Source organism: Pseudooceanicola atlanticus (assembly GCF_000768315.1).
GTDB classification, from domain to species: domain Bacteria; phylum Pseudomonadota; class Alphaproteobacteria; order Rhodobacterales; family Rhodobacteraceae; genus Pseudooceanicola; species Pseudooceanicola atlanticus.
On the sequence record NZ_AQQX01000001.1, the window covers coordinates 111,807 to 135,229 of the forward strand.

24 protein-coding genes are annotated in these 23,423 nt (G+C 64.4%); 15 read left to right on the plus strand and 9 right to left on the minus strand.

The annotated features are described in order from the left end of the window. Positions 1–116 precede the first annotated feature (116 nt). The 8 genes from ATO9_RS00500 to ATO9_RS00535 all read left to right on the plus strand — a co-directional run bounded on the left by ATO9_RS00500 (position 117) and on the right by ATO9_RS00535 (position 9,655). Positions 117–1,601, plus strand: coding sequence for an NAD-dependent succinate-semialdehyde dehydrogenase (locus tag ATO9_RS00500; protein WP_043743650.1), 1,485 nt, complete (start codon positions 117–119; stop codon positions 1,599–1,601). 103 nt (positions 1,602–1,704) lie between these two features. Next, complete coding sequence (locus ATO9_RS00505) at positions 1,705–3,075, plus strand: aspartate aminotransferase family protein (protein ID WP_043743653.1); 1,371 nt, start codon at positions 1,705–1,707, stop codon at positions 3,073–3,075. A gap of 164 nt (positions 3,076–3,239) precedes the next feature. Further along, positions 3,240–4,340, plus strand: a complete 1,101-nt coding sequence (locus tag ATO9_RS00510) for an ABC transporter ATP-binding protein (RefSeq protein ID WP_043743656.1) — start codon at positions 3,240–3,242, stop codon at positions 4,338–4,340. 101 nt (positions 4,341–4,441) lie between these two features. Then, positions 4,442–5,548: an extracellular solute-binding protein gene (locus ATO9_RS00515; protein WP_043743659.1), complete on the plus strand. Its 1,107-nt coding sequence runs from the start codon at positions 4,442–4,444 to the stop codon at positions 5,546–5,548. A gap of 92 nt (positions 5,549–5,640) precedes the next feature. Then, the gene (locus tag ATO9_RS00520; RefSeq protein ID WP_043743661.1) at positions 5,641–5,928 is read left to right on the plus strand and encodes a DUF1330 domain-containing protein; all 288 of its coding nucleotides are present in this window, start codon (positions 5,641–5,643) and stop codon (positions 5,926–5,928) included. A gap of 1 nt (position 5,929) precedes the next feature. Then, complete coding sequence (locus ATO9_RS00525; protein WP_081979398.1) at positions 5,930–7,519, plus strand: ABC transporter permease; 1,590 nt, start codon at positions 5,930–5,932, stop codon at positions 7,517–7,519. A 5-nt stretch (positions 7,520–7,524) separates the two neighbouring features. Continuing rightward, positions 7,525–8,745: an ABC transporter permease gene (locus ATO9_RS00530; protein ID WP_043743664.1), complete on the plus strand. Its 1,221-nt coding sequence runs from the start codon at positions 7,525–7,527 to the stop codon at positions 8,743–8,745. A gap of 106 nt (positions 8,746–8,851) precedes the next feature. Then, on the plus strand, positions 8,852–9,655 hold the full coding sequence (locus tag ATO9_RS00535) for a pyrroline-5-carboxylate reductase family protein (RefSeq protein ID WP_238318642.1): 804 nt from the start codon (positions 8,852–8,854) through the stop codon (positions 9,653–9,655). Here the strand turns inward: ATO9_RS00535 and ATO9_RS00540 are convergent, their stop codons facing one another. Further along, positions 9,656–10,096, minus strand: coding sequence for a MarR family winged helix-turn-helix transcriptional regulator (locus tag ATO9_RS00540; protein WP_043743668.1), 441 nt, complete (start codon positions 10,094–10,096; stop codon positions 9,656–9,658). A 109-nt stretch (positions 10,097–10,205) separates the two neighbouring features. On the opposite strand from ATO9_RS00540, the gene ATO9_RS00545 reads away from it, so the two are divergent. Next, complete coding sequence (locus ATO9_RS00545) at positions 10,206–10,634, plus strand: organic hydroperoxide resistance protein (protein ID WP_043743671.1); 429 nt, start codon at positions 10,206–10,208, stop codon at positions 10,632–10,634. A gap of 89 nt (positions 10,635–10,723) precedes the next feature. On the opposite strand, the gene ATO9_RS00550 is transcribed toward ATO9_RS00545, so the two are convergent. Beyond that, positions 10,724–11,593 carry a branched-chain amino acid aminotransferase gene (locus ATO9_RS00550; RefSeq protein ID WP_043743674.1) on the minus strand — a complete coding sequence of 290 codons (870 nt, stop codon included), beginning with the start codon at positions 11,591–11,593 and terminating at the stop codon, positions 10,724–10,726. 150 nt (positions 11,594–11,743) lie between these two features. Here ATO9_RS00550 and ATO9_RS00555 point away from each other — a divergent pair, with 150 nt between their 5' ends. The 6 genes from ATO9_RS00555 to dxs all read left to right on the plus strand — a co-directional run bounded on the left by ATO9_RS00555 (position 11,744) and on the right by dxs (position 17,051). Then, positions 11,744–12,241 (plus strand): MarR family winged helix-turn-helix transcriptional regulator, encoded by a 498-nt coding sequence (locus ATO9_RS00555; RefSeq protein ID WP_043743677.1) that lies wholly within the window; start codon positions 11,744–11,746, stop codon positions 12,239–12,241. After that, entirely contained in the window at positions 12,238–12,948 is a 711-nt protein-coding gene (locus ATO9_RS00560; RefSeq protein ID WP_043743680.1) for a response regulator, read from the plus strand. Before ATO9_RS00555 ends, ATO9_RS00560 begins: the two co-directional genes overlap by 4 nt. Positions 12,949–12,997: 49 nt before the next feature. Next, positions 12,998–13,927: a histone deacetylase family protein gene (locus ATO9_RS00565; protein ID WP_043743681.1), complete on the plus strand. Its 930-nt coding sequence runs from the start codon at positions 12,998–13,000 to the stop codon at positions 13,925–13,927. A gap of 66 nt (positions 13,928–13,993) precedes the next feature. Then, entirely contained in the window at positions 13,994–14,239 is a 246-nt protein-coding gene (locus ATO9_RS00570; RefSeq protein WP_043743684.1) for an exodeoxyribonuclease VII small subunit, read from the plus strand. Position 14,240: 1 nt separating this feature from the next. Further along, entirely contained in the window at positions 14,241–15,101 is an 861-nt protein-coding gene (locus ATO9_RS00575; protein WP_043743687.1) for a polyprenyl synthetase family protein, read from the plus strand. A gap of 21 nt (positions 15,102–15,122) precedes the next feature. After that, complete coding sequence (gene dxs / locus ATO9_RS00580) at positions 15,123–17,051, plus strand: 1-deoxy-D-xylulose-5-phosphate synthase (protein ID WP_043743689.1); 1,929 nt, start codon at positions 15,123–15,125, stop codon at positions 17,049–17,051. Positions 17,052–17,065: 14 nt separating this feature from the next. On the opposite strand, the gene ATO9_RS00585 is transcribed toward dxs, so the two are convergent. The 7 genes from ATO9_RS00585 to ATO9_RS00615 form a co-directional block, all read right to left on the minus strand. Next, a complete protein-coding gene (locus tag ATO9_RS00585; RefSeq protein WP_238318643.1) occupies positions 17,066–17,680 on the minus strand; it encodes an exopolysaccharide biosynthesis protein in 615 nt (204 codons plus the stop codon). A gap of 46 nt (positions 17,681–17,726) precedes the next feature. Further along, positions 17,727–18,590 carry an SDR family oxidoreductase gene (locus ATO9_RS00590; protein WP_043743691.1) on the minus strand — a complete coding sequence of 288 codons (864 nt, stop codon included), beginning with the start codon at positions 18,588–18,590 and terminating at the stop codon, positions 17,727–17,729. Between the two features lie 31 nt (positions 18,591–18,621). After that, the gene (gene lpxK / locus ATO9_RS00595; RefSeq protein WP_043743694.1) at positions 18,622–19,614 is read right to left on the minus strand and encodes a tetraacyldisaccharide 4'-kinase; all 993 of its coding nucleotides are present in this window, start codon (positions 19,612–19,614) and stop codon (positions 18,622–18,624) included. Further along, positions 19,601–20,809: a 3-deoxy-D-manno-octulosonic acid transferase gene (locus tag ATO9_RS00600; RefSeq protein ID WP_043743697.1), complete on the minus strand. Its 1,209-nt coding sequence runs from the start codon at positions 20,807–20,809 to the stop codon at positions 19,601–19,603. The genes lpxK and ATO9_RS00600 overlap by 14 nt, the downstream gene beginning before the upstream one ends. Before the next feature lie 3 nt (positions 20,810–20,812). Next, a complete protein-coding gene (locus ATO9_RS00605; RefSeq protein WP_043743702.1) occupies positions 20,813–21,058 on the minus strand; it encodes a DUF4170 domain-containing protein in 246 nt (81 codons plus the stop codon). A gap of 133 nt (positions 21,059–21,191) precedes the next feature. Next, complete coding sequence (locus ATO9_RS00610) at positions 21,192–21,989, minus strand: inositol monophosphatase family protein (RefSeq protein ID WP_043743703.1); 798 nt, start codon at positions 21,987–21,989, stop codon at positions 21,192–21,194. Beyond that, positions 21,976–23,322: a TldD/PmbA family protein gene (locus ATO9_RS00615; RefSeq protein ID WP_043743708.1), complete on the minus strand. Its 1,347-nt coding sequence runs from the start codon at positions 23,320–23,322 to the stop codon at positions 21,976–21,978. The genes ATO9_RS00610 and ATO9_RS00615 overlap by 14 nt, the downstream gene beginning before the upstream one ends. Between the last annotated feature and the right edge of the window lie 101 nt (positions 23,323–23,423).

A 23,423-nucleotide genomic window follows, 5' to 3' on the forward strand; every position in this document is an offset into this window, starting at 1 on the left:
TGTTCCGATGGTCGAGATCAGTCACCTCCTCTGCGCAAAACCTGCCAACATTCTGTCCAACTCGAAATCCAACAGGGTCCCGAGATACGGGCCCGACCTTAGGGAGGACGCTACCCATGTCGCTGCACCATGCCCTGCCGAAATCCGCTCTGGCCGAGGTCTCTGACCCGCGCCTCGTGCGGCCGTTTTCCTATATCGGTGGCAAGTGGACCGGTGGTGAGGCAAGCGCGACGTTTTCCGTCAGCAACCCGGCGGATGGGGCGTGGTTGGGTGATGTGGCGGCCCTGAACGGGTCTGACGCCACATCGGCAGTGGACGCGGCACAGGCGGCATTTCTGCCGTGGTCGCGGACGCTGCCCCAGGATCGTGCGGCGATGATCCGCCGCTGGAACGACCTGATGCGCGAGCACAAGGAAGACCTGGCCCGCATCATGGTCCTGGAACAGGGCAAGCCGCTGTCCGAGGCGCGGGGGGAAATCGACTATGCCGCCGATTTCCTGGAATTCTACGCCGAGGAGGCGAAGCGCCCGAATATCGAAGGCGTGACCAGCCACCTGCCCGATGCGGAGGTCGAGCTGTGGCGCGAACCCGTGGGCGTGGCCGCGCTGATCACGCCGTGGAACTTCCCCGCCGCGATGCTGACCCGCAAGGCGGGCGCGGCGCTGGCGGCTGGCTGCACCGTGGTCTGCCACCCGTCCAAGGAAACACCGTTCTCCGCCCTGGCGCTGGCCGAATTGGCGGAACGCGCGGGCTTTCCGGCGGGCGTCTTCAACGTCGTGACCGGCCAACCGGCCGAGATCGTGGAGCCCTGGACCGCCGACACCCGCGTGCGGGTTCTGTCCTTCACCGGCTCGACCGAAGTGGGGCGCCTGCTGTACCGGCAATCCGCCGAAACGGTGAAGACCCTTGTGATGGAACTGGGCGGCCATGCCCCGGTGATCGTCTTTGCCGATGCGGAGATGGACAATGCCGTGGCCGAGACGATGAAGGCCAAGTGGGCAACCTCGGGCCAGGATTGCCTGGGCGCGAACCGGATTTACGTCGAACGGTCGGTCTATGACGAGTTCTGCCGCCGCTTCACCGAGGCGACGGAAAAGCTGAGCGTCGGGATCGGCATGGACGATCCGGATATCGGGCCGCTGATGAACGAAGCGGCCGTGGCCAAGCAGAAATCCCACGTGGACGATGCGGTGCAGAAAGGCGCCAAGGTGCTGTGCGGTGGCGCGGCGCATGAAAAGGGGCCGTTGTTCTGGCAGCCGACCGTGCTGGCCGACGTGCCGGATAATGCGCTGATCCTGCGCGAAGAAACCTTCGGTCCAGTCGCCGCAATCGTGCCCTTCGATACGGAAGAGGAGGTCGTGGCGCGGGCCAATGACACCGAATACGGGCTGGTGGCCTATTTGCACGCCATGCATCCGCGCCGGATCTACCGCGTCACGCGGGCGCTGGAATACGGGATGGTCGCGGTGAACCGCACCAAGGTGACCGGCGCGCCGATCCCCTTCGGCGGCACCAAGCAATCCGGTCTTGGCCGCGAAGGCGCACGCCAGGGCATGGAGGCCTTCACCGAGGTCAAATACGTCTGCCGCGACTGGGCGTGAGTTAGTGCTACGTCCCGGCCGCGTTGCGACGGGTGGGGCCGGGACATCGGAAATTTTTGCAAGATGAAGCAGGGGTGTGAGGCCCCGGAAGAAAGGCGGATAGATGCTTAGGAACGATCAGATCGACGAATGGGACCGCGAGGCATTCTTTCACCCCTCGACGCACCTGGCGCAGCATGCGCGGGGCGAGGCACCGAATCGGGTGATCCGGACGGGCTCCGGCTGCCATATCGAGGATCGTGAGGGCACCAAGCTGCTGGACGCTTTTGCCGGACTCTATTGCGTGAATGTGGGCTACGGCCGGACCGAGATCGCCGAGGCCATCGCCGAGCAGGCGAAGGAGCTGGCCTATTACCACGCCTATGTCGGGCACGGGACCGAGGCCTCGATCACTTTGGCCAAGATGATCCTCGATCGCGCGCCCAAGGGCATGAGCAAGGTCTATTTCGGCCTGGGCGGATCGGATGCGAACGAAACCAACGTCAAGCTGATCTGGTACTACAACAACATCCTTGGACGACCCGAGAAGAAGAAGATCATCTCGCGCTGGCGCGGCTATCACGGGTCGGGTCTGGTGACCGGGTCGCTAACCGGGCTGGAGCTGTTCCACAAGAAGTTCGACCTGCCGCTGGCCCAGGTGATCCATACCGAGGCACCTTATTACCTGCGTCGTCCCAACAAGGGGATGAGCGAGGCCGAGTTCACCGCCTATTGCGTGGCCGAGCTTGAGGCGCTGATCGAACGCGAAGGCCCCGACACCATTGCCGCCTTCATCGGCGAGCCGCTGATGGGCACCGGGGGCATCGTGCCGCCGCCCGAGGGCTACTGGCCCGCCATTCAGGAAGTGCTGGACCGTCATGACATCCTGCTGGTGGCCGATGAGGTCGTGACCGGGTTCGGTCGGCTGGGCAGCATGTTCGGCTCGGATCACTACGGTATCCGGCCCGACCTGATCACCATCGCGAAGGGCCTGACCTCGGCCTATGCGCCTCTTTCGGGCTCAATCGTCGGGGACAAGATGTGGAAGGTGCTGGAACAAGGCACGGACGAGAATGGCCCGATCGGTCATGGCTGGACCTATTCCGCGCATCCGATCGGTGCGGCGGCCGGGGTTGCGAACCTCAAACTGCTGGACGAGTTGAACCTGATCGAGAATGCGGGCCGCGTCGGGGCTTACCTGAACAAGGCGCTGGCCGAGGCCGTGGGCGACCATGCACACGTGGCCGAAGTGCGCGGCGAAGGCATGATCGCGGCCGTCGAGTTTCAGAAGGATGTCGAGGCCGGAGAGTTTTTCGACCCCGCCGACAAGGTCGGTGCGAGGATCTCGGCCAAGCTGCTGGAACAGGGCGTGATCGCCCGCGCCATGCCGCAGGGCGACATTCTGGGCTTCGCGCCGCCTTTCTGCCTGACCGAGTCGCAAGCGGACGAGATCGCCGGAAAGACGGCAAAAGCCGTGGCTGAGGTGTTGACGTAACGTGACTTTCACGGAAGGCGGCCTAAATACCTAGCCGTAACTGGTTGATTTGGTCGCAAATGCTAAAAAAACCGCCGCCTTCCGGTTGCAACCCGCCCCTTGGGCAAGCTTAACTGGCGAAAGAACAGTGGCAAAAGCCGCGGACAGACAACGGGGAGCCAATTTTGGCTGATGTGACAAACGGTGATGCGTTCGTTGAATTCGAACGCGTGCAAAAGAGCTATGACGGCGAGAATCTCGTCGTCAAGGATCTGAACCTCTCCCTGCCCAAGGGGGAATTCCTGACAATGCTTGGGCCGTCAGGTTCCGGCAAGACCACCTGCCTGATGATGCTGGCCGGTTTCGAAACCGCCACCCATGGCGAGATCAAGCTGGACGGCAAACCCATCAACAACATTCCTCCGCACAAGCGCGGCATCGGGATGGTGTTCCAGAACTACGCGCTGTTTCCGCACATGACGGTGGCCGAGAACCTGTCCTTCCCGCTGGAAGTGCGGCGGATGAGCAAATCGGACCGTGAGGCCAAGGTGAAGCGCGCGCTGGACATGGTCCAGATGGGCGATTTCGGTGGGCGGCGTCCCGCTCAATTGTCCGGCGGTCAGCAGCAGCGGATCGCTTTGGCGCGTGCGCTGGTCTTCGAACCCGAACTGGTTCTGATGGACGAACCGCTGGGCGCACTCGACAAGCAGCTGCGGGAACACATGCAGTTCGAGATCACCTCGATCGCGCACAATCTCGGGATTACCACGGTCTACGTGACCCACGACCAGACCGAGGCGCTGACGATGTCCGACCGCGTGGCCGTGTTCGACGATGGCCGCATCCAGCAGTTGGCCCCGCCGGACGAGCTCTACGAGAGCCCGCAAAACAGCTTTGTTGCCCAGTTCATCGGCGAGAACAACACGCTCGAAGGCACGATCAAGGAGATCAAGGGCGACCACTGCGTCGTGCAGCTGGCCGATGGGTCGCTGATCGACGCCAAGCCCGTGAACGTGACCCAACCCGGCGAAAAGACCCTCGTGTCGATCCGCCCCGAGCGGGTCGAGATGAACAAAGAGCGACTGTCGCCCGACGCGCATACGCTGAAGGCCGAGGTGGTCGAGTTCATCTACATGGGCGACATCTTCCGCACGCGTCTTCGCGTGGCCGGAAAAGACGATTTCGTCATCAAGACGCGGAACGCACCCGATCAGCGCCGCCTGCAGAAGGGCGAGCAGATCGAGATCGGCTGGCTGGCCGAGGATTGCCGCGCACTTGATGCCTGAGTTTCGGCGCTAACTGCGCCGATCATGGTAGCCCCATGCGTCCGACCCGTGGCGCCAGGGCACCAAGACCCAAAACGGGTAGAAAAACTAGGGAGCACAGTATGAAACTGACCAAGACCCTTCTGGCATCGACGGCGCTCACCGTTGCTGCCGGCGCTGTCGCAGCACAGGACATGGCGAACGACATGACGCTCGTCTCCTGGGGCGGTGCGTACCAGAACAGCCAGCAGAAGGCCTATGTCGAGCCCTATCAGGAAATGAACCCTGATGTGAGCATCGTGTGGGACGAATCCTCTGCCGAAGCCGTTGCGAAACTGCGCGCGATGAACGAAGCCGGCAACATCACCTGGGACCTCGTCGACGTGGTCGCAGCTGACGCCATCCGTCTGTGCGACGAAGGCCTGGCGATGGAGTACGATCCGGAAGAGCTGCTCGCCGAAGGCGATGACGGCTCCTCCGCCGAAGACGATTTCGGCGACCTGATCGTGTCCGACTGCTTCATCCCGCAGATCGTGTACTCGACCACCGTCGGCTATCGTACCGACATGGTGGGTGACACCGCGCCGACCGACATCTGCGCGCTGTTCGACACCGAAACCTACCCGGGCAAGCGGTCGCTGGAAAAGCGTCCGATCAACAACATGGAGTGGGCTCTGCTCTGTGACGGCGTTGCCAAGGAAGACGTCTACGACGTTCTGGAAACCCCGGAAGGTCAGGACCAGGCGCTTGCCAAGCTCGACACGATCAAGGACGACGTGATCTGGTGGTCCGCCGGCGCCGACACGCCGCAGCTGCTGGCTGATGGCGAAATCGTCATGGGTTCCACCTACAACGGCCGTCTCTTCTCGGTCATCGAAGAGCAGGACCAGCCGGTCGCAATGCTCTGGGACGCACAGGTCTTCGACCTTGACGGGTGGATCATTCCCGCCGGCCTGTCCGAAGAGCGTCTGGCACGTGTGAAGGACTTCGTGAAGTTCGCCACCGACACCCAGCGTCTGGCCGATCAGGCTGCCTACATCTCCTACGGTCCGGCCCGCAAGTCGTCCGCTCCGCTGGTTGGCGAACACGCCGAGCTGGGCATCGACATGGCGCCGCACATGCCGACCGACCCGGAGAACTCCAAGAACACCTTCGTGTACAACTACGAGTTCTGGGCTGACTACCGCGACGACATCGACGCGAAGTTCCAGTCCTGGCTGGCTCAATAAGGCTTGATGCCTTCCGGTCCCCGGCGTTCGCGCCGGGGACCACCCCATAGAACGACCGCGAAAACGCGGCGCTTGAAACAGGGACACATATTATGCCGAAAGGCTATATTATCGGCCATATCACGGTGAAAGACCCTGAGGCCTACAAGGAATACGTGGAACGGGATACGCCGATCCTGCAAGGCTACGGCGGCAGGTTCATCGTCCGCGGCGGCGCCTCCGAAGCGCCCGAGGGTCCGATGAAGGACCGCCACGTGGTGATCGAATTCCCCAGTTTCGACGACGCGAAGCGCGCATACCATTCCCCCGAATATCAGGAGGTCGTGGCAATCCGCCATGCGACCGCCGACAGTGACATCATCCTCGTGGAGGGCGTCTGACATGACCGATAGTACCGCCGGTATGACCCCGGAAGAAGCCCGCCGCGCCGATGAGGCGCATACCGGGCCCATGCTTGCCGCCGACGGCACGCCGCTAAAGAAATCGCTCGCCCGGGCCCTGCGGCGGCAGAAGCTGCGCGCCCTCGGCCTGATCGCCCCGCTGCTTGTCTTCGTCCTCATCACCTTCGTCGTGCCGATCGGCGACATGCTGCTGCGGTCGATCAAGAACGATATCGTCGCGGACACGCTGCCCGCCACCGTGGAAACGCTGGCCGACTGGGATGCGGACGCGTCCGAGCTCCCGGGCGATGACGTCTGGATGGCCTTCTACGTCGACATGTGGTTCGCCGCCGAGCGCAAGGAACATACGCGGCTCGGGTCGCGCCTGAACTACGAACAGACCGGTGTGTCCTCGCTCTTCCGCAAGACGGGCCGCCGTGTCGACCGCTTCGACACCGACGTCTATACCGATCAGCTGGTCGATCTCGATCCCAGCTGGGAAGACCCGGCCAGCTGGGCCGCCATGCTGGATGGTCCCGCTGCCGACGCGTTGCCCCTGACCGCAGAGACGTGGGAGCGCTGGAAAGAATTCAACGTGGAAGAAGGCGACGCCGTCCTGGAAGAGGACGTGCCGGATTTCCTGTTCACCACGCTCTATTACGAACTGAACAACGGCGCCGAAGTGGACGGCATGTCCGATCGGCTGGACGCTGCGAAAGCCGCTGTCGGTGAATTCGAAACCGTCTCCCTTCAGGAGCAATTCGCAGATGCGGACGAGGACTGGCTGGACCCGGAAGTCTGGAAGACCATCCAGCTTTACTCGCCGCGCGTGACCTCGGGCTATTTCGCCAACTCGGTGGATATGCAGCTGACCCCGGAAGGGATCGAGCCGCGCCCCGACAACCAGCAGATCTACGGTATCCTCTTCAAGCGGACGCTGTTCATGTCGCTGGTCATCACCGGGTCCTGCATCATGCTGGCCTATCCGGTCGCATGGCTGCTTTCGAACCTGCCGATGCGCACCGCCAACCTGCTGATGATCCTGGTGCTTCTGCCCTTCTGGACCTCGCTTCTGGTGCGGACCTCGGCCTGGAAGGTCATGTTGCAGCAACAGGGGGTGATAAACGACGTCCTGGTCTGGTTGGGGCTGGTCGCGGATGACGCCCGATTGACGATGATCAACAACCAGTTCGGTACGATCGTCGCCATGACGCACATCCTGCTGCCGTTCATGATCCTGCCGATGTATTCGGTGATGTCGACGATCCCGCCATCCTACCTGCGGGCGGCCAAGTCGCTGGGCGCCACCAACTGGACGGCGTTCTGGCGGGTCTACTTCCCGCAATCGGTGCCGGGCATCGGTGCGGGGTCGATCCTCGTCTTCATTCTCGCCATCGGCTACTACATCACGCCGGAAATCGTGGGCGGCAATACGGGGACGTTCATCTCCAACCGGATCGCCTATCACATCTCGTCGTCGCTCAACTGGGGCCTTGCGGCTGCCTTGGGGACCATCCTGCTGGTGGTCGTCCTGGTGCTCTACTGGGCCTATGACAAGATCGTCGGCATCGACAACGTGAAGCTGGGGTAACGGACATGTCAGAAGAACTCGTAATCAAGACCGGCCGTCCCGACATGATGTCCTTCACCCTGCCCGTCGTGGCAGGCCTGGGCCTCATCCTCGGCTTCCTCACCGGCAACGTGATCGGCTCGCCCTGGATCGGCCTGGTGCTGGGCACCCTGATCGGCGCCGGCCTCGCCTATGGGCTGAACGAGATGGTGCCCAAAAAGTCGATAGGCCGCTGGGGCGTCATCATCGCCTTCGCCGTGATCGGGTTGCTGTTCGGCGGCCTGGGCGGTGCGGTCGGCGGTGCGATCATCGGCGCCATCATCAGCTGGTTCGCCTACTGGATCGGTCGCGGGACCTATCGCGACGACGTGCCGATCTACTCGACGCCGGGTCAGACGCTGTGGTGGAACTTCTTCCTGTTCATCTGCGGGGCGATCTTCATCTTCCTGATCACGCCGATCCTTGTGGTCCTGCCGCTGTCGTTCAACGCCGAGGACTTCTTCACCTTCACGCCCGAGATGCTGCGCCTCGATCCCGAAGGCTATTCGCTGAAGCATTACCGTGACTTCTTCGAAACCGACGACTGGCAGCTGGCGCTGAAGAACTCGCTGGTAATCGCACCGATCGCGACGATCATCTCGGTCTCGCTGGGGACGCTGGCAGCCATCGGTCTGTCGCAGAGCCACGTGCCCGGGCGCCGGGCGATCATGGCGGTCCTGATCTCGCCGATGATCGTGCCGCTGATCATCTCGGCCACCGGCATGTTCTTCTTCTACTCCACGCTGGGCAACTTCCTTGAAGGTACGCTGGGCATGTCCAAGGGCCTGGTGGGCTATATCAAGGTGATCCTGGCCCACGCGGTTCTGGGCATCCCCTTCGTCATCATCACGGTGACGGCAACGCTGGTTGGTTTCGACCGGTCCCTGACCCGCGCGGCGGCCAACATGGGTGCGGACCCGGTGACGACCTTCTTCCGGGTGCAGATGCCGCTGATCCTGCCGGGCGTGATCTCGGGTGGTCTGTTCGCCTTCATCACATCGTTTGACGAGGTCGTCGTGGTGCTCTTCGTCGGCTCGGCCGCGCAGAAGACGCTGCCCTGGCAGATGTTCATCGGCCTGCGCGAGCAAATCTCGCCCACGATCCTCGCCGTTGCGACGATCCTCGTGGTGATCTCCATCGCGCTGCTGACCACGGTTGAATTGCTGCGCCGCCGGTCGGAACGCCTGCGGGGCATGTCGCCGGGCTGAGGTCTCCGGCCATGTTCGAAATTCAGGTCAGCGCGACCTGATCCTTGATCCCCGGGCCTGTCCCGGGGATCATTTCATTCAGGGTCCAGCCAAGGGGAGGATGGCCATGAAACTGGGTATTGTCGGCGGAAGCGGCGCATTGGGGCGGGCGATCGCGCTGGCCCATCTGAACCACGGAGGCGTCGCTCCGTCCGACCTGTGGATCGCCAATAGGGACGGGCGCCGCGACGGGTTCGAGGATTGGCCGGATGTTACGGTGACCGCGAAGGCCCAGGACCTTGCAGAGGCCTGCGATGTCATCCTGCTCTCCGTCCCGCCGGCGCTGTTCCCGGCGCTTGAGGTCCACGCCCCGGATCGGCTGATCACCTCCGTCATGGCCGGGATCACGATCGAGGCGATGGCCGCCAAGACAGGTGCGACCCGGATTGCGCGCGGCATGTCGTCCCCCGTGGCCGAACTCGGGCTGGCCCATTCGGCCTTCTGCGCGACTGATGCGGTGACCGATGCGGACCGCGAGATGCTGCACGCGACATTCGCCCCCTGCGGTGTGGTCGACGAGGTCACGGACGAGGCGCTGATGGATACCTTCTGCGCGCTGACCGGGCCGGTGCCGGGCTTTGTCGCCTATTTCGCCGCCTGCATGAACGATTTCGCAACCTCCCGCGGCATGCCGCCAGAGGTCGCGGATCGTGCCGTGCGCCAGTTGTTCAAGGCCTCGGGCGAGGCGCTGTCGACCTGGCCGGAAAAACCGTCGGACCAGGTCCAGGCGATGATCGACTACGCGGGCACGACCGCTGCGGGTCTCATCGCGATGAAGGAAATGCCCGTGGCCCAGGGGATCGAGGCCGGGCTGGCCGCAGCCGAGGAACGGGCGCGCCAGATGGGGACACCGCCCGACGCCGAAGGCTGATCAGGGCGTGCGCGACGCGACCTCGTCCCGCAGCTGAAAGATCCGGTCCCGCAATTCCATCAATTCGTCCGGCGCCAGGCCCATGGCCTCGTAGACACAGGCAGCGACCTCTCCGGCCTCCGATTGCATCGCGCGGCCTTTGTCGGTCAGCGACACCTCGACCACGCGTTCATCCTGGCTGGAGCGTTTGCGCGTGATCAGACCGCCCTCTCCCATGCGTTTCAGCAGGGGGGTGAGCGTGTTGGATTCCAGGCCCAGCTCCCGTCCCAACTGGCCGACCGTCTTGCCGTCTTCCGACCAAAGGGAGACTAGCACCAGGTATTGCGGATAGGTCAGCCCCAGCTTTGCCAGCAGGGGCCGGTACAGACGATTGATCGCATTGTTCGCGGAGTAGAGCGCGAAACACAGCATGTCCTGGGTGCCGATTTTGGTCTGGGTCATATCGGTAAAATAAATCGTACGCGATTTAATCGCAAGGCTTGACCTGTCGAAGGCGGAGACTTATTTCAATCGTACACGATACAATCGGAAGCGATAAAAGGAGATCACCATGTCCATCAATCCCGTCTACAGCACCACGGCCACCGCAACGGGCGGTCGCGACGGTCAGGTCAATGTGGATGACGGCGCGCTGGAGCTGGGCCTGGCATCGCCCAAGGAAATGGGCGGCAGCGGCAAGGGGAATAACCCGGAACAGCTTTTCGCGGCGGGCTATGCGGCTTGCTATATCGGCGCGATGAAATTCGCGACGACGCAGGACAAGTCGCTGAAATCCGTGCCTGCTGACACCACGGTCGAGGCGACTGTCGGGATCGGGCCGCGCGACGATGGCGGCTTTGGCCTGAAGGTCGATCTCAAGGTGACCATGCCGGGCCTGAGCGGCGAAGAGGCCAAGGCCATCGCCGATGCCGGCCACAAGATCTGCCCCTATTCCAACGCGGTCGACGGCAATGTCGACGTGTCCACCACGGTCGCGTGAGCTGACCAATCGCGCTCCGCAGGGGCACAGAAACGAAAAAAGGCGCGGGACCGACCCCGCGCCTTTTCCGTGTCAAAGGATGTCCGGCGTTACGCGCGAACCATCTTTTCGTAGCTTTCCGAGATGTCGCGGCACAGCGCCCCGACTTCGAAATTGTAATCGCCGATCTGGCCCACCGGCGTGACTTCGGCGGCGGTGCCGGTCAGCCAGCACTGCTCCATGCCTTCCATTTCCTCGGGCATGATGTGACGCTCGTGCACCTTGATGCCCTTTTCCTCGAGCATCGAGATCACGGTGCGGCGGGTGATGCCGTTGAGGAAGCAATCGGCCTTGGGCGTATGCACTTCGCCATCCTTCACGAAGAAGATGTTGGCCCCGGTCGCTTCGGCCACGTAGCCGCGATAATCCATGAACAGCGCGTCGGAACAGCCCTTCGCCTCGGCGGCGTGCTTGGACATGGTGCAGATCATGTAGAGACCGGCGGCCTTGGCATGAACGGGGATCGTTTCCGGTGAGGGACGCTTCCACTTGGAGATATCGAGCTTGGCGCCCTTCATCTTGGCGTCACCGTAGTAATTGCCCCATTCCCAGCCGGCGATGGCAAGGCGGACGGGGTTGCGGGCGGCGCTGACACCCATGTCGGGGCCGGCCCCACGCCAGGCGACGGCACGGACATAGGCGTCGGTCCAGCCATTGGCCTTAAGCATCTCGTACTTGGCCTTCTCGATCTCCTCGACCGAATAGGGGATCTCGAAATCCAGCATCTCGGCAGATTTGCGCAGCCGTTCGGAATGCTCCACACCCTTGAAAATCTTGCCGTTGTAGCACCGCTCGCCCTCGAACACCGAAGAGGCGTAATGCAGCGCATGGGTCAGAAGGTGTACATTCGCATCGCGCCAGTCGATCAGCTTGCCGTCCATCCAGATCGTGCCGTCGCGGTCTTCGTAAGATCCATCCATCTTTTTCACCTTTGCATTTGTTGCGCCAGATCGGTCCGACATGGACATAAAATTGCGCAAATTCTGCGACTCGCTAACAGTTGGCCCTTGGAATGTCAACAAGACTGACATAACATGACGAAAATCAGGGCAGTTTGTGAACGGTGGACCATGAGTGACGCGCATATGGGAGAGAGCCTGCTATTCCTCACGGATGAGCAGCTACGCCAGGGCATCGAAGGTATGTTCTTTGCTTATCGGGGGTTTACCTCTGCGCCGGACCAGATCCTTGAAGGGATTTCCTATGGCCGGGCGCATCACCGGGCGCTGCATTTCATTGCCCGGTCTCCGGGGATGAACGTCAATCGTCTGCTGACGATCCTGGGCGTGACCAAGCAATCGCTGAACCGGGTGCTGCGAACCCTGATCGAGGACGGGCTGGTCGAAAGCCGGGTCGGCGTGGCCGACAAACGTGAACGTCATCTCTACCTCACCGAAGAAGGCACCGCGCTGGAAACCCGACTGTCCGAAGCGCAGCGCGCCCAGATGCGCGCCGCCTATCGCCGCGCCGGGCCCGAGGCCGTGGCCGGCTTCCGCCAGGTGCTCGAGGCGATGATGGACCCGGAACTGCGCCGCATCTATTCCGCCCTGCGCGAGGGGGGCGCATGATCGACCCGATGCCGCATCTGCTGATCGTGGATGACGATGAGCGCATCCGGGATCTTCTGGCGCGATACCTCAAGCGCAACGGGTTCCTCGTGTCCTCTGCCCGCGATGCGGCCCATGCGCGACGTCTGCTGGAGGGGCTGGAATTCGACCTGATCGTGCTGGACGTGATGATGCCGGGCGAAGACGGTGTCGCCCTGACCCGCGCCCTGCGGGAACGTATGGCCACCCCGATCTTGCTGCTGACCGCGCGGGACGAAACCAAGGACCGGATCGCTGGGCTGGAAGCCGGGGCCGATGACTACCTGGCCAAGCCGTTTGAACCGAAAGAGCTTCTGCTGCGGATCAACGCCATCCTGCGCCGCATGCCCGAACCGGTCGAGGCCAAGGTCGCGCCCCGTGTCCTGACGATGGGGGATGTGCGCTATGACATCGACAAGGGTGAGATGTGGCAGGGCGAGGCACCCGTCCGCCTAACCGGGAACGAGGTGCAATTGATGCGCATCTTCTCGGCCCATGCGAACGAACCCCTCAGCCGTACGCGACTGGTCGAGGAACTGGGACGTGGTGCGGGCAAGGATGGTCAGGCGCAGGAACGCGCGGTGGACGTACAGATCACCCGTCTGCGCCGCAAGATCGAGGCCAATCCCAAGCAGCCCCGCTACCTTCAGACGGTGCGCGGCGAGGGCTACATGCTGGTGCATGACTGACGCGCGATGGCGCTTGCCGGGCCGCGCCCGCCGCGTCTAGGGTATCGCCATGACCACAGCCTTACTCACCCACCCCGACTGCATCGACCACGTCAATCCCGATGGCCATCCCGAACAGGTGGCGCGCCTGCACTACGTGCTCAAGGCGCTGGAGGGAAAGGACCTTTTGCGCCTCGATGCCCCGATGGGAGAGGACGCGCATATCCTGATGACCCATCCGCAGGATTACCTGGACCGGATCAAGTCCTCGGGGCCGGAGGATGGTTTCGTGCAGATGGATGCCGACACATTCATGTCGCCGGGATCGCTGACTGCCGCCTACCGGGCCGTCGGCGGCGCGGTCAAGGCGGTCGACATGGTGCTGGGCGGTGAGGTGGAGAATGCCTTCGTCGCCACGCGTCCGCCGGGGCACCACGCGGAAACCGCCTCGCCCATGGGGTTCTGCCTGTTCGGCAACGTGGCCATCGCGGCCAAGCGGGCGCTGGACCACCACGGCCTGTCCCGCGTCGCGATCGTCGATTTCGACGTGCATCACGGCAATGGGACCGAAGATCTGGTGAAGAACGATCCGCGAATCCGCTTCGTTTCGACCCACCAGATGCCGCTTTATCCCGGCACCGGCGCGCCGCAGGAAACCGGGCCGCATGGCACGATCACCAATATCGCGCTGTCGACCGGCACCGATGGCGACCTGTATCGCAAGATCCTGGCGAACCGGATCATCCCGATCCTGCGCGATTTCCAGCCCGAACTCCTGATCCTGTCCGCCGGGTTCGACGCCCATGTCGAGGACCCTCTGGCGGGGATCGAATTGTCGACCGAGGATTTCGGCTGGATCACCGCGCAGCTGGCCCAAGCCGCGGCAGACCTGTGTGGTGGCAAGATCGTGTCCTGCCTCGAAGGGGGCTACAACCTGGACGCGCTGGCCGCGTCGGCGGCCCTGCACGTGGACGAGTTGATTGCCGCCGGGGCGGGTTGATCGCGAATTGAACCCCCGCGCCGCAGCCCCTATGGTGCCGCCGGACACAGCCAGAGGAGCCGCGCCATGAGCGATGCAAAACCGGTCGAGGAAATGACCTTCGAAGAGGCGATGCGCGAACTTGAACAGGTCGTCGGCCAGCTGGAACGCGGCGACGTCCCGCTCGAGGATTCGATCAAGCTCTACGAACGTGGTGCGGCCCTGAAGAAGCGCTGCGAAGACCGCCTGAAGGCCGCCGAGGAAAAGGTCGAGGCGATCACCGCCGATGCCGACGGAAACGCCACGGGGACCAAGCCAGCCGACGGGCTCTGACATGTTCGAAACGCGGATTGCCGATGTTGCAACCGCCGTCTCTGCACGGCTGGATGCGGCGCTGGAACCCATGGCCGGACAGATCGGCGCGGCCATGCGACACGCCACCGATGGGGGCAAGCGGTTGCGTGCTTTCCTCGTGGTCGAGGGCGCGGGCCTGCACGGGGTCGATCCGGCGCCTGCGCTGGATGCCGCCGCCGCGATCGAGGCGATGCATGCCTATTCGCTTGTCCACGACGACCTGCCCTGCATGGACGATGACGACCTGCGCCGCGGCCAGCCCACCGTCCACGTGAAATGGGACGAGGCGACCGCTGTCCTGGTCGGGGATGCGCTGCAAACCCTCGCCTTCGATCTGCTGGCCCATGCCAATCTGCCCGCCGACCGGGTCGTGACCCTGACCGCGTCGATGGCGCGGGCCGCGGGCGGGCTGGGTATGGTGCAGGGGCAGGCGATGGATATCGCCGCCGAAACCGCGGAAACCCCGCTGACCCTGCTTCAGATCACCGAGCTTCAGGCCAAGAAGACCGGCGCGCTGATCGAATGGTCCGCCCAGTCCGGGCCGATCATGGCCGGCGCCGATCCCGCCGCCATGGGACATTATGCACGCGCGCTTGGCCTTGCCTTTCAGATCGCCGACGACATCTTGGACATAGAGGGCGATGAGGCCCGCACCGGCAAACGCCTGCGCAAGGATGACGAGGCGGGCAAGGCCACCTTCGTCTCGCTGCTCGGTCTCGATGGCGCCAAGGCAGAGGCCAAACGCCTCGTGACCGAGGCCTGCGATGCGCTCGCGCCCTATGGTGACGCCGCCGAAAGCTTGCGGGATGCAGCCCGCTTCGTTATTGCGCGGCAAAGCTAGGATCTGCCCCGGGAGGGCATCATGAGCGAACGACCCAACACCCCGCTGCTGGACCAGGTCCGGGACCCGAGCGATCTGAAACGCCTGACCGATGCGCAATTGCGCCAGGTGGCCGATGAATTGCGGGCCGAGACGATCTCGGCCGTGTCGGAAACCGGCGGCCATCTCGGGGCTGGCCTGGGCGTTGTGGAACTTACCGTCGCGCTGCATGCCCTTTGGAATGCGCCGCGCGATCGCATCATCTGGGACGTGTCGCACCAGACCTACCCGCACAAGATCCTGACCGGCCGCCGCGACCGTATCCGTACGATCCGCCAGAAGGACGGGCTGTCCGGCTTCACCAAGCGCGCCGAAAGCCCCTTTGACGCCTTCGGCGCGGCGCATAGCTCCACCTCGATTTCCGCGGCTCTCGGCTTTGCCGTGGCGCGGGATCTGGGCGGCGCACCGGAACACGGTATCGGCGACGCCATCGCGGTGATCGGTGACGGCGCGATGAGCGCGGGCATGGCCTTCGAGGCGATGAACAATGCCGGCTCGCTCGGCAAGCGCATGATCGTGATCCTGAACGACAACGAGATGTCCATCGCGCCGCCGGTTGGGGCGCTGTCCAATTACCTCTCGCGGCTCTATGCGGGCGATCCGTTCCAGGAATTCAAGGCCGCTGCCAAGGGGGCGGTGTCGCTTCTGCCGCCGCCCTTCCAGCAAGGCGCCAAGCGGGCCAAGGAAATGCTGAAGGGCATGACCGTCGGCGGCACCCTGTTCGAAGAGCTGGGCTTTTCCTACGTGGGCCCCATTGATGGTCACGATTTCAACCAGCTTCTGCCGGTCCTGCGGACGGTCAAGGCACGCGCCACCGGGCCGGTGCTGATCCATATCGTCACCAAGAAGGGCAAGGGCTACGCGCCCGCCGAAAAGGCCCGCGATGGTGGGCATGCCACGGCCAAGTTCGACGTCGTCAGCGGAGAGCAGAAAAAGGCGCCCTCCAACGCGCCCTCCTACACCTCGGTCTTCGGCAAGGAACTGGTACGTCTCGCCGCAGAAGATCCGCGCATCTGTGCGGTGACCGCCGCGATGCCGGATGGCACCGGTCTGAACCTGATGGTCGAACGCTACCCGTCGCGCACCTTCGATGTCGGCATCGCCGAACAGCATGGCGTGACCTTTTCGGCCGGTCTGGCCGCCGGTGGCCTGAAACCGTTCTGCGCGATGTATTCGACCTTCCTTCAGCGCGGCTATGACCAGGTCGTGCATGACGTCGCGATCCAGCGGCTTCCGGTGCGTTTCGCCATCGACCGCGCCGGTCTGGTGGGCGCAGATGGGGCCACCCATGCCGGCAGCTTCGACACGGCCTACCTGTCCAACCTGCCCGGTTTTGTTGTCATGGCCGCCGCGGACGAGGCAGAGCTGATGCACATGGTCGCCACCGCCGCGGCCCATGACGACGGACCGATCGCCTTCCGCTATCCGCGCGGCGAGGGCTCGGGCGTCGAGATGCCGGAAAAGGGTGAGGTTCTGGAAATCGGCAAGGGCCGGATGATCCAGCAGGGCGCCCGCGTCGCGATCCTGTCCTTCGGCACCCGCCTGAGCGAGGTCATGACCGCGTCAGAATCGCTGCGCGCCCGCGGCATCACGCCGACCGTCGCCGATGTGCGTTTTGCCAAGCCGCTGGATCGCGCCCTGATCCTGCAACTGGCCGCCGATCACGAGGCGCTCATCACGATCGAGGAAGGCGCCGTCGGCGGCTTTGGCTCGCACGTTGCGCAGCTTCTGTCGGATGAGGGCGTCTTTGACGACGGGCTCAAGTTCCGGTCTATGGTTCTGCCCGATACGTTCATCGACCAGGCCAGCCCCGCGGACATGTACGCCACCGCCAAGCTGAACGCCCCGGATATCGAGGCCAAGGTGCTTGAGGTGCTGGGGGTCGCGCAGGTGTCGCAGAAGAAGGCCTGAGGCGCTACGGGGCCTCAGGAAATCAGCCAGAGCACGGCGGCAGCGCTCAGCCCGACCTGGATATAGCCCAGAAGAGTGAACAGCCCGTCCCGCGCCAGTAGCCCAACCGCGAAGAGCGAGATCGCGACGGCAAAGATCGACGTGACCATCGGCAGCACCTCGAGGAAGGGGATGATGATCGTGATCGCGATGATCGTCAGCAATGTGACGATGTTCGCGGGTCGCGACACCAGCGCCGTCAACCGTTTGTGTGTGCGGTTATCGATCCAGGCGCAGGGTTTGCGCAGCCATTCGATGGCCTTGTCCAACCGCTTGGTCGGTATCTCGCGCTTCTTTAGGAATTCCGGCATCCAGACATGGGACCGTCCCGCCAGTTTCTGAACGGTGATCAGGAAGATGAAGATCGCCCCAAGCGTGGGCAGGCCGAAAATCCCCGATAGCGGCGACACCAGGATCAGCGCAGGGACCAGGATCACCGGGGCAAAACTGCGCACCCCGATCTCCTCCAGGATCGAGCGGACAGAGATTTTCTCGTCCCGCTCGGCGTTCTGCAACGCGTCCAGGATGTCGGTGAGGCTGCGCAGGTTCGCACCTGGGCTGGGCTGCGGTGCGGTCGCTGTATCGGTCATGGATGCCATCGTCATGAGAGGGCAACGCACGGAAAGCCCCGCCGGTTCAACCCTGTTGCGCTTTTTCCAGGTCCAGCAACGCTGCCAGCCCCTCTCGGTATGTGGGGTAGATCAGTCGGACGCCAAGGTCTGTCTTGATCTTGTCATTTTTGACCCGCTTGCTTTCGGCATAAAAGCTCCGGGCCATGGGCGTCATTTCGGCGGTCTCAAAATCTTCCTCGGGCGGGAGTGGCTGCCCCAGAAGCTCTGCGGCGTGGGCGATCACGTCCTGCGGCGGGGCCGGGTCGTCGTCGCACATGTTGTAGATCGCCCCGGGATCGGGCTGGGCGATCGAAGCGGCCAGGACTTGCGCGATGTCCTCGACATGGATGCGGGAAAAAACCTGACCAGGCTTGATGATCCGCCGTGCCGTGCCGTTGCGCACCTTGGAAAACGGCCCACGGCCGGGGCCGTAAATACCCGCCAACCGGAAGATATGTAGCGGTAGATCGGGGATCGCCTGCCATTCCGCCTCTGCTGCGACGCGCCACTTGCCACGCCTTGTGGACGGGGTCAGCGGCGTATCCTCGTCGACCCATCCACCATCGTGGTTGCCGTAGACACCCGTCGTCGACAGGTAGCCGGCCCATTCCAGCCGGGGCGCGATCCGGGTGATGTCATCCTTCAGATGCCGCAGCATCGGGTCGCCCTCCGCATCCGGCCCGGCCGAGATCAGCAGATGCGTCGCCTCTTCCAACGGGCCGCTCAGATTGCCGGGGAAAACATGGGGGACGATGCCCTCCTGCTTCAGCGCCTCTGCCTTGTCGGCGCTGCGGGTGGTGCCGTGGATGACCCAGCCCTGCGGCAGCAGCAACTCGGAAAGGGCGCGGGCGGAAAAGCCGTGGCCAAGGGAAAGAAGCGTCTTTGTCATGTCCCTGATCTGGGCCAGTGGCGCCGAAGCGTCAAGCCGGGAAGAGCGCGCGCAACGCGTCGCGCATCGGGTCCGGGTTTTCTATACGTAGGCGTACGGGAAGGGTCAGGACCTTTGGCCGGAACTCTTTTGGCAGTCGGACTGCGTCTTTTTCCGTGGTCACCAGCTGGGCCCGATGGCGGATCGCGTCGCGTTCCAACCGGGCCAGAAGGGCAGGGGTGAAGGGTTGATGGTCGCTCAGACCTTCGGCATGGATCAGCTGCGCACCGAGCCCTCGCAGGGTGGCGAAGAACTTTTCCGGATGCCCGATCCCCGCGAAGGCGAGGAAAGGTGTCGCCGTCCAGTCCATCCCGGTCTGAAGCGGGTCGAGCTGCCCCGTGACATGAGGAATGTTCAACGGGGGAAGGGTCGCGGCCAGTTTGGCCTGCGCGGCCTCGTCCCCGATGGACAGCAACAGATCGGCCCTCGCCAGCCCCGTTTCGACCGGCTCCCGCAGCGGTCCGGCAGGCAGGCAAAGCCCGTTGCCGAACCCCCGCCGCGCATCCACCACGACGATGGACAGGTCCTTGGCCAGGCCGGGATTCTGAAACCCGTCATCCAGCAGGATCGCCTGCGCGCCATCCTGCACTGCCGCCCGCGCCCCCGCCACACGGTCCCTGGCGACCCAGGCCGGACCGAAGGCGGAAAGCAGCAAGGGCTCATCGCCAACATCCGCTGCCGTATGTTCGCGCTCTGACACCCGCACGGGTCCTTCCAGCCGCCCGCCATGGCCGCGCGATACGACATGGGCGGCGATGCCCAGATCGGCCAGCATCTGCATCAGGGCGATGGTCGTCGGTGTCTTTCCGGTCCCGCCGGCATTGATATTGCCGATGCAGATCACCGGTACCCCGACCATTTCAGGTGTGCCGCCAGCCAGACGTCGCGCCGTCGCCGCCGCGTAAAGACGCCCGAGCGGAGACAGCACACGCGCGCGCAGGCCGGGCCGTTCGGGCGGATTGTACCAGAAGTCAGGCGCCTGCATTGGACAGCGACCTCCGGTCCAGGATCTCCTCGATCTTCTCAAGCACCTTGTCGGTGACCTCCGCGCCCTCGGTCGCGACATCCCAGGCCGCCTGTGCCATGGCGGCGGCCTGATCCGGTGCGTTGAGACGCAAGATGGCCGCGGCGAGCGACGGTGCATCCCGTACCAGCCGCGCAGCGCCCGCTCGGGCAAAGCGCGAATAGCTGGACAGGTGGCGCGAGACATTGGGGCCATAGACGATGGCAGAGCCAAGCGCGGCCGGTTCGTAAGGATCACGGCCGCCGTGACCCGTCGTCAGCGAGGACGCCATCAGCGTCACCGGCGCCAGCCGGTACCACAGCCCCATCTCGCCGTAGGTGTCGGCCAGCAGCACCTGGGTGGTTTCTTCCGGGTAGCCGCCCGCGGACCAGCGGACATAGCGCAGGCCCTGGGCCTCGAGTTCCGCCACCATGGCAGAGGTGCTGTCGATATCCTGAGGCACCAGGATCAGCATCAGCCGGTGGGCCGACCGGATGGCACGGCGATGCGCCTCGATCACCATGTTCAGCTCGTCCGCCTGCACCATCGCGGCCAGCCAGATCGGCCGGGTCGCCAGGCTTTCCGCCAGTTCGGTGCGTTCCGCCTCGTTGCAGGGGATTGCGGCGGCGCCTTCCTGCAGCGGGCCGGTCACGTCGATCTTTTCCGGGTTCGCCCCCAGCCGGGTGAGGCGCTTCGCGGCATTGGCTGAACGGGCAAAGATCGCCTCGAACCCGGTGATGACATTGCGTTCGCCGCGCCGGCTCCACCGCAGGCGCTGTTCGGGAAACCCGTCTTCGGTCGCGTCGATCAGCAGGGTGGGTACGCCCTTCTGCAGGGTCTGGTTCAAAAGGGTGGGACGCAGGTGCCCGGTATGCCAGATGCAAATGTCGGGCTGCCAATGGGCCAGGAATTTCCGGCTGGGCGCGGTGTTGTCGTCGGGCAATTGCTGCGGGATCACGTGGCGGGGCAGCTTGGCCTGGATCGGCTGATCGTGGCACTGGGTCATCACCATCGTGATATCCGGCCATTGCCCGGCTGCGCGCACGGCAAGCTGGGCCAGCGCCGGGGCCCTGTCAGGGTCGGCGGCATGGGCCCAGATCAACGGCCCCTCGGGACGCGGAGGCAGGTCTTCGCCGGACCCGATCGCGCCCGGGGCGCGGCGCGAGGCCGACGGCAACCCTTACGATCCCAGTTCTTCGGTCGAGGACGCCGCCGCCTCTTCGTCGCGCAGGCGGTGGATATGCGCGATGTAGAACCGCATATGGGCGTTATCGACCGTGCGCTGTGCCTCTGCCTTCCAGGCATCGTAGGCCGAGGCATAATCGGGGAACATGCCGACGATCTGGATATCCTCGACATTCTTGAACACGTTCTTGGTCGGATCGACCAGCTCTCCGCCAAAGACGAGGTGCAGGCGTTGCGTCATGGGTCAGCCTCCTTGGGTTCGGGCCGGGTCACCGGCGCCCTGGATCATCGCGAACCTGCGGGCTTTGCCGTGGCAGGTCAAGCGTTTGGCCCCGTTGCGGGGGCCGGAATGGGGCCCTGATAGCAAGGGGTGCTTAACTCGCGGTATAACCCAGGGCGCTGAGGATTTCACCATGCAGATCGGGCCCCGCCGCGACGACACCGTCAACTTGCGGGTGGGCATTGTTGAACCGCAGTGGCGCGCCCCTGCGGTCGGTGGTGACCGCCCCGGCCTCGCGCAGGATCAGATCGCCGGCGGCGATGTCCCATTCCCAGCTGTCGCGCAGGGTCAGCATCGCGTCATAGCGCCCCTCTGCCACCAGCGACAGGCGATATGCCAGCGAAGGGCGGTAATGGCGCGACACGTCGGGCACGCCGCCGGGCCAGTGGCGGCTGTCGTAATTGGGTTTGGCGGCCAGCAACCGTGCCCCGTGCAGCTGATCGCGCGGAGAGGCCCGCAAGGGCCGGTCGTTCAGATACGCCCCCCGGCCTTGGGCTGCGGCATAAAGCTTGCCCTTCACCGGAAGGTAGACGGCGGCGGCGATCACCTCGCCGTCTTCGGCGATGGCCAGCGAATGCGCCCAAGCGGGAGAGCCGTCGATGAAACTGCGGGTGCCGTCGATCGGGTCGATGATGAAGACGCGGGATTGCGACAGGCGGGCATCGCCGTCTTCGCTTTCCTCGCTCAGCCAGCCGTAATCGGGCCGGGCGCTGCGGAGCTTGTCTTCCAGCAGACGGTTCACGGCCAGGTCGGCCTCGGTCACGGGGCCAAGGTCGTCGGGCTTTTCCCACTTGCGGTTGCGCCCGGTGGTGAATTGCAAGGCGGTCAGGCCCGCCGCCCGTGCCGCCTCTGTCAGCAGCGCAAGGTCCTGGGCGGGATCACTGACCGGCAATCGACATGTCCTCGATCAGGATCGACGGGACGACGTGGCTCAGATGCGTCCGCGCGTCGTTGGCAGGGATGATCCGGGCCAGCATCTCGATCAGGTTACCGGCAATCGTGCCTTCGCTGACAGTGTGCGAGATCTTCCCGTTCTCGACCCAGAACCCCGCCGCACCGCGCGAATAATCGCCCGTGTTGGGGTTGATCGTCGACCCGATCAGCGAGGTCACGAGGAACCCGGTGCCCATCTGCGCGATAAGGTCCTCGCGGGTCGCCTCGCCCTGGGTCAGCGCGATGTTCCAGTTGCTGGGCGAGGGCGGAGAGGACAGGCCCCGCGCCGCGTTCCCGGTCGAGCTCATGCCCAGCTTGCGCGCGGTGGCGAGGTCCAGCGTCCAGCCCGTCAGCATGCCATTTTCCACGATGGCCCGCTTGCGCGTCGCCAGACCCTCGGAATCGAAGGGGCGGGATCCGGGGATGCGCGCGCGATGCGGATCCTCGATCACCGACAGTGCCTCCGGCAGGACCTGTTTGCCCAGGTGGTCGCGCAGGAAGGATGCACCCCGGGCGATGGCCGCGCCGTTCACCGCGCCCAGCAGGTGGCCGATCAGGCTGCCGCTGATGCGTTCGTCGAACAGAACGGGATAGCGCCCGGTCTTGGGTTGTACCGGGTTCAGGCGGGCCACGGCGCGTTCGCCGGCCTTCTGTCCGATCTCCTGCGGGCTTCGCAGGTCGGATTGGTGCAGGCGCATGTCGCCGTCGCTGTCCCGCTCCATCCCGGTGCCGGTCCCTGCAATGGCCGTGCAGTAGGTCTGGCGATGCGTCCGCTTGTAGCCTCCGCCGAAGCCGTTGGTCGCTGCCAGGTAGACGCGGCTGAACCCGTAGGAACTGCCCGCGGATTGCACCTGCGTGACACCGTCAACGGCCAGGGCGGCCTCTTCGGCGGCCAGAGCGTCCTGCAACATGTCCTGCGGCGAGGGTTCGGCGCTGTCATCCCAGAGGTCCAGCGCGTCGACACTTGCCGGATCGCCCAGCTGATCGGCCCCGGCCAGGCCGACATAGGGGTCCTCGGGGGCTTCGCGGGCCATGGCGACGGCGCGTTCCGCCATCTCGGTCATCGCGTCATCGCGCAGGTCCGAGGACGACACGCAGGCCTGCCGCTGCCCCACCAGCACGCGCAATCCGATCTCGACGCCTTCGGACCGCTCCGCCTCTTCCAGCTTGCCCGCGCGCACCCCGATCGAGGTGGCAGAGCCATCCCGCGCCAGCGCATCGGCCTGGTCGGCCCCGGCGCGCCGTGCGGCATCCAGCATTCGGGTTGTCAGATCGGTGAGGTCCAGTGTCATTTCGCATCCTTTTGCAGCCCTACCGAGGTAGCGGTGAACCGCGCGGGAAACAAGGCTGCGGACGACAAAGCCCTGCGCCGAAAGGGTCCGGCGCGGGGCGT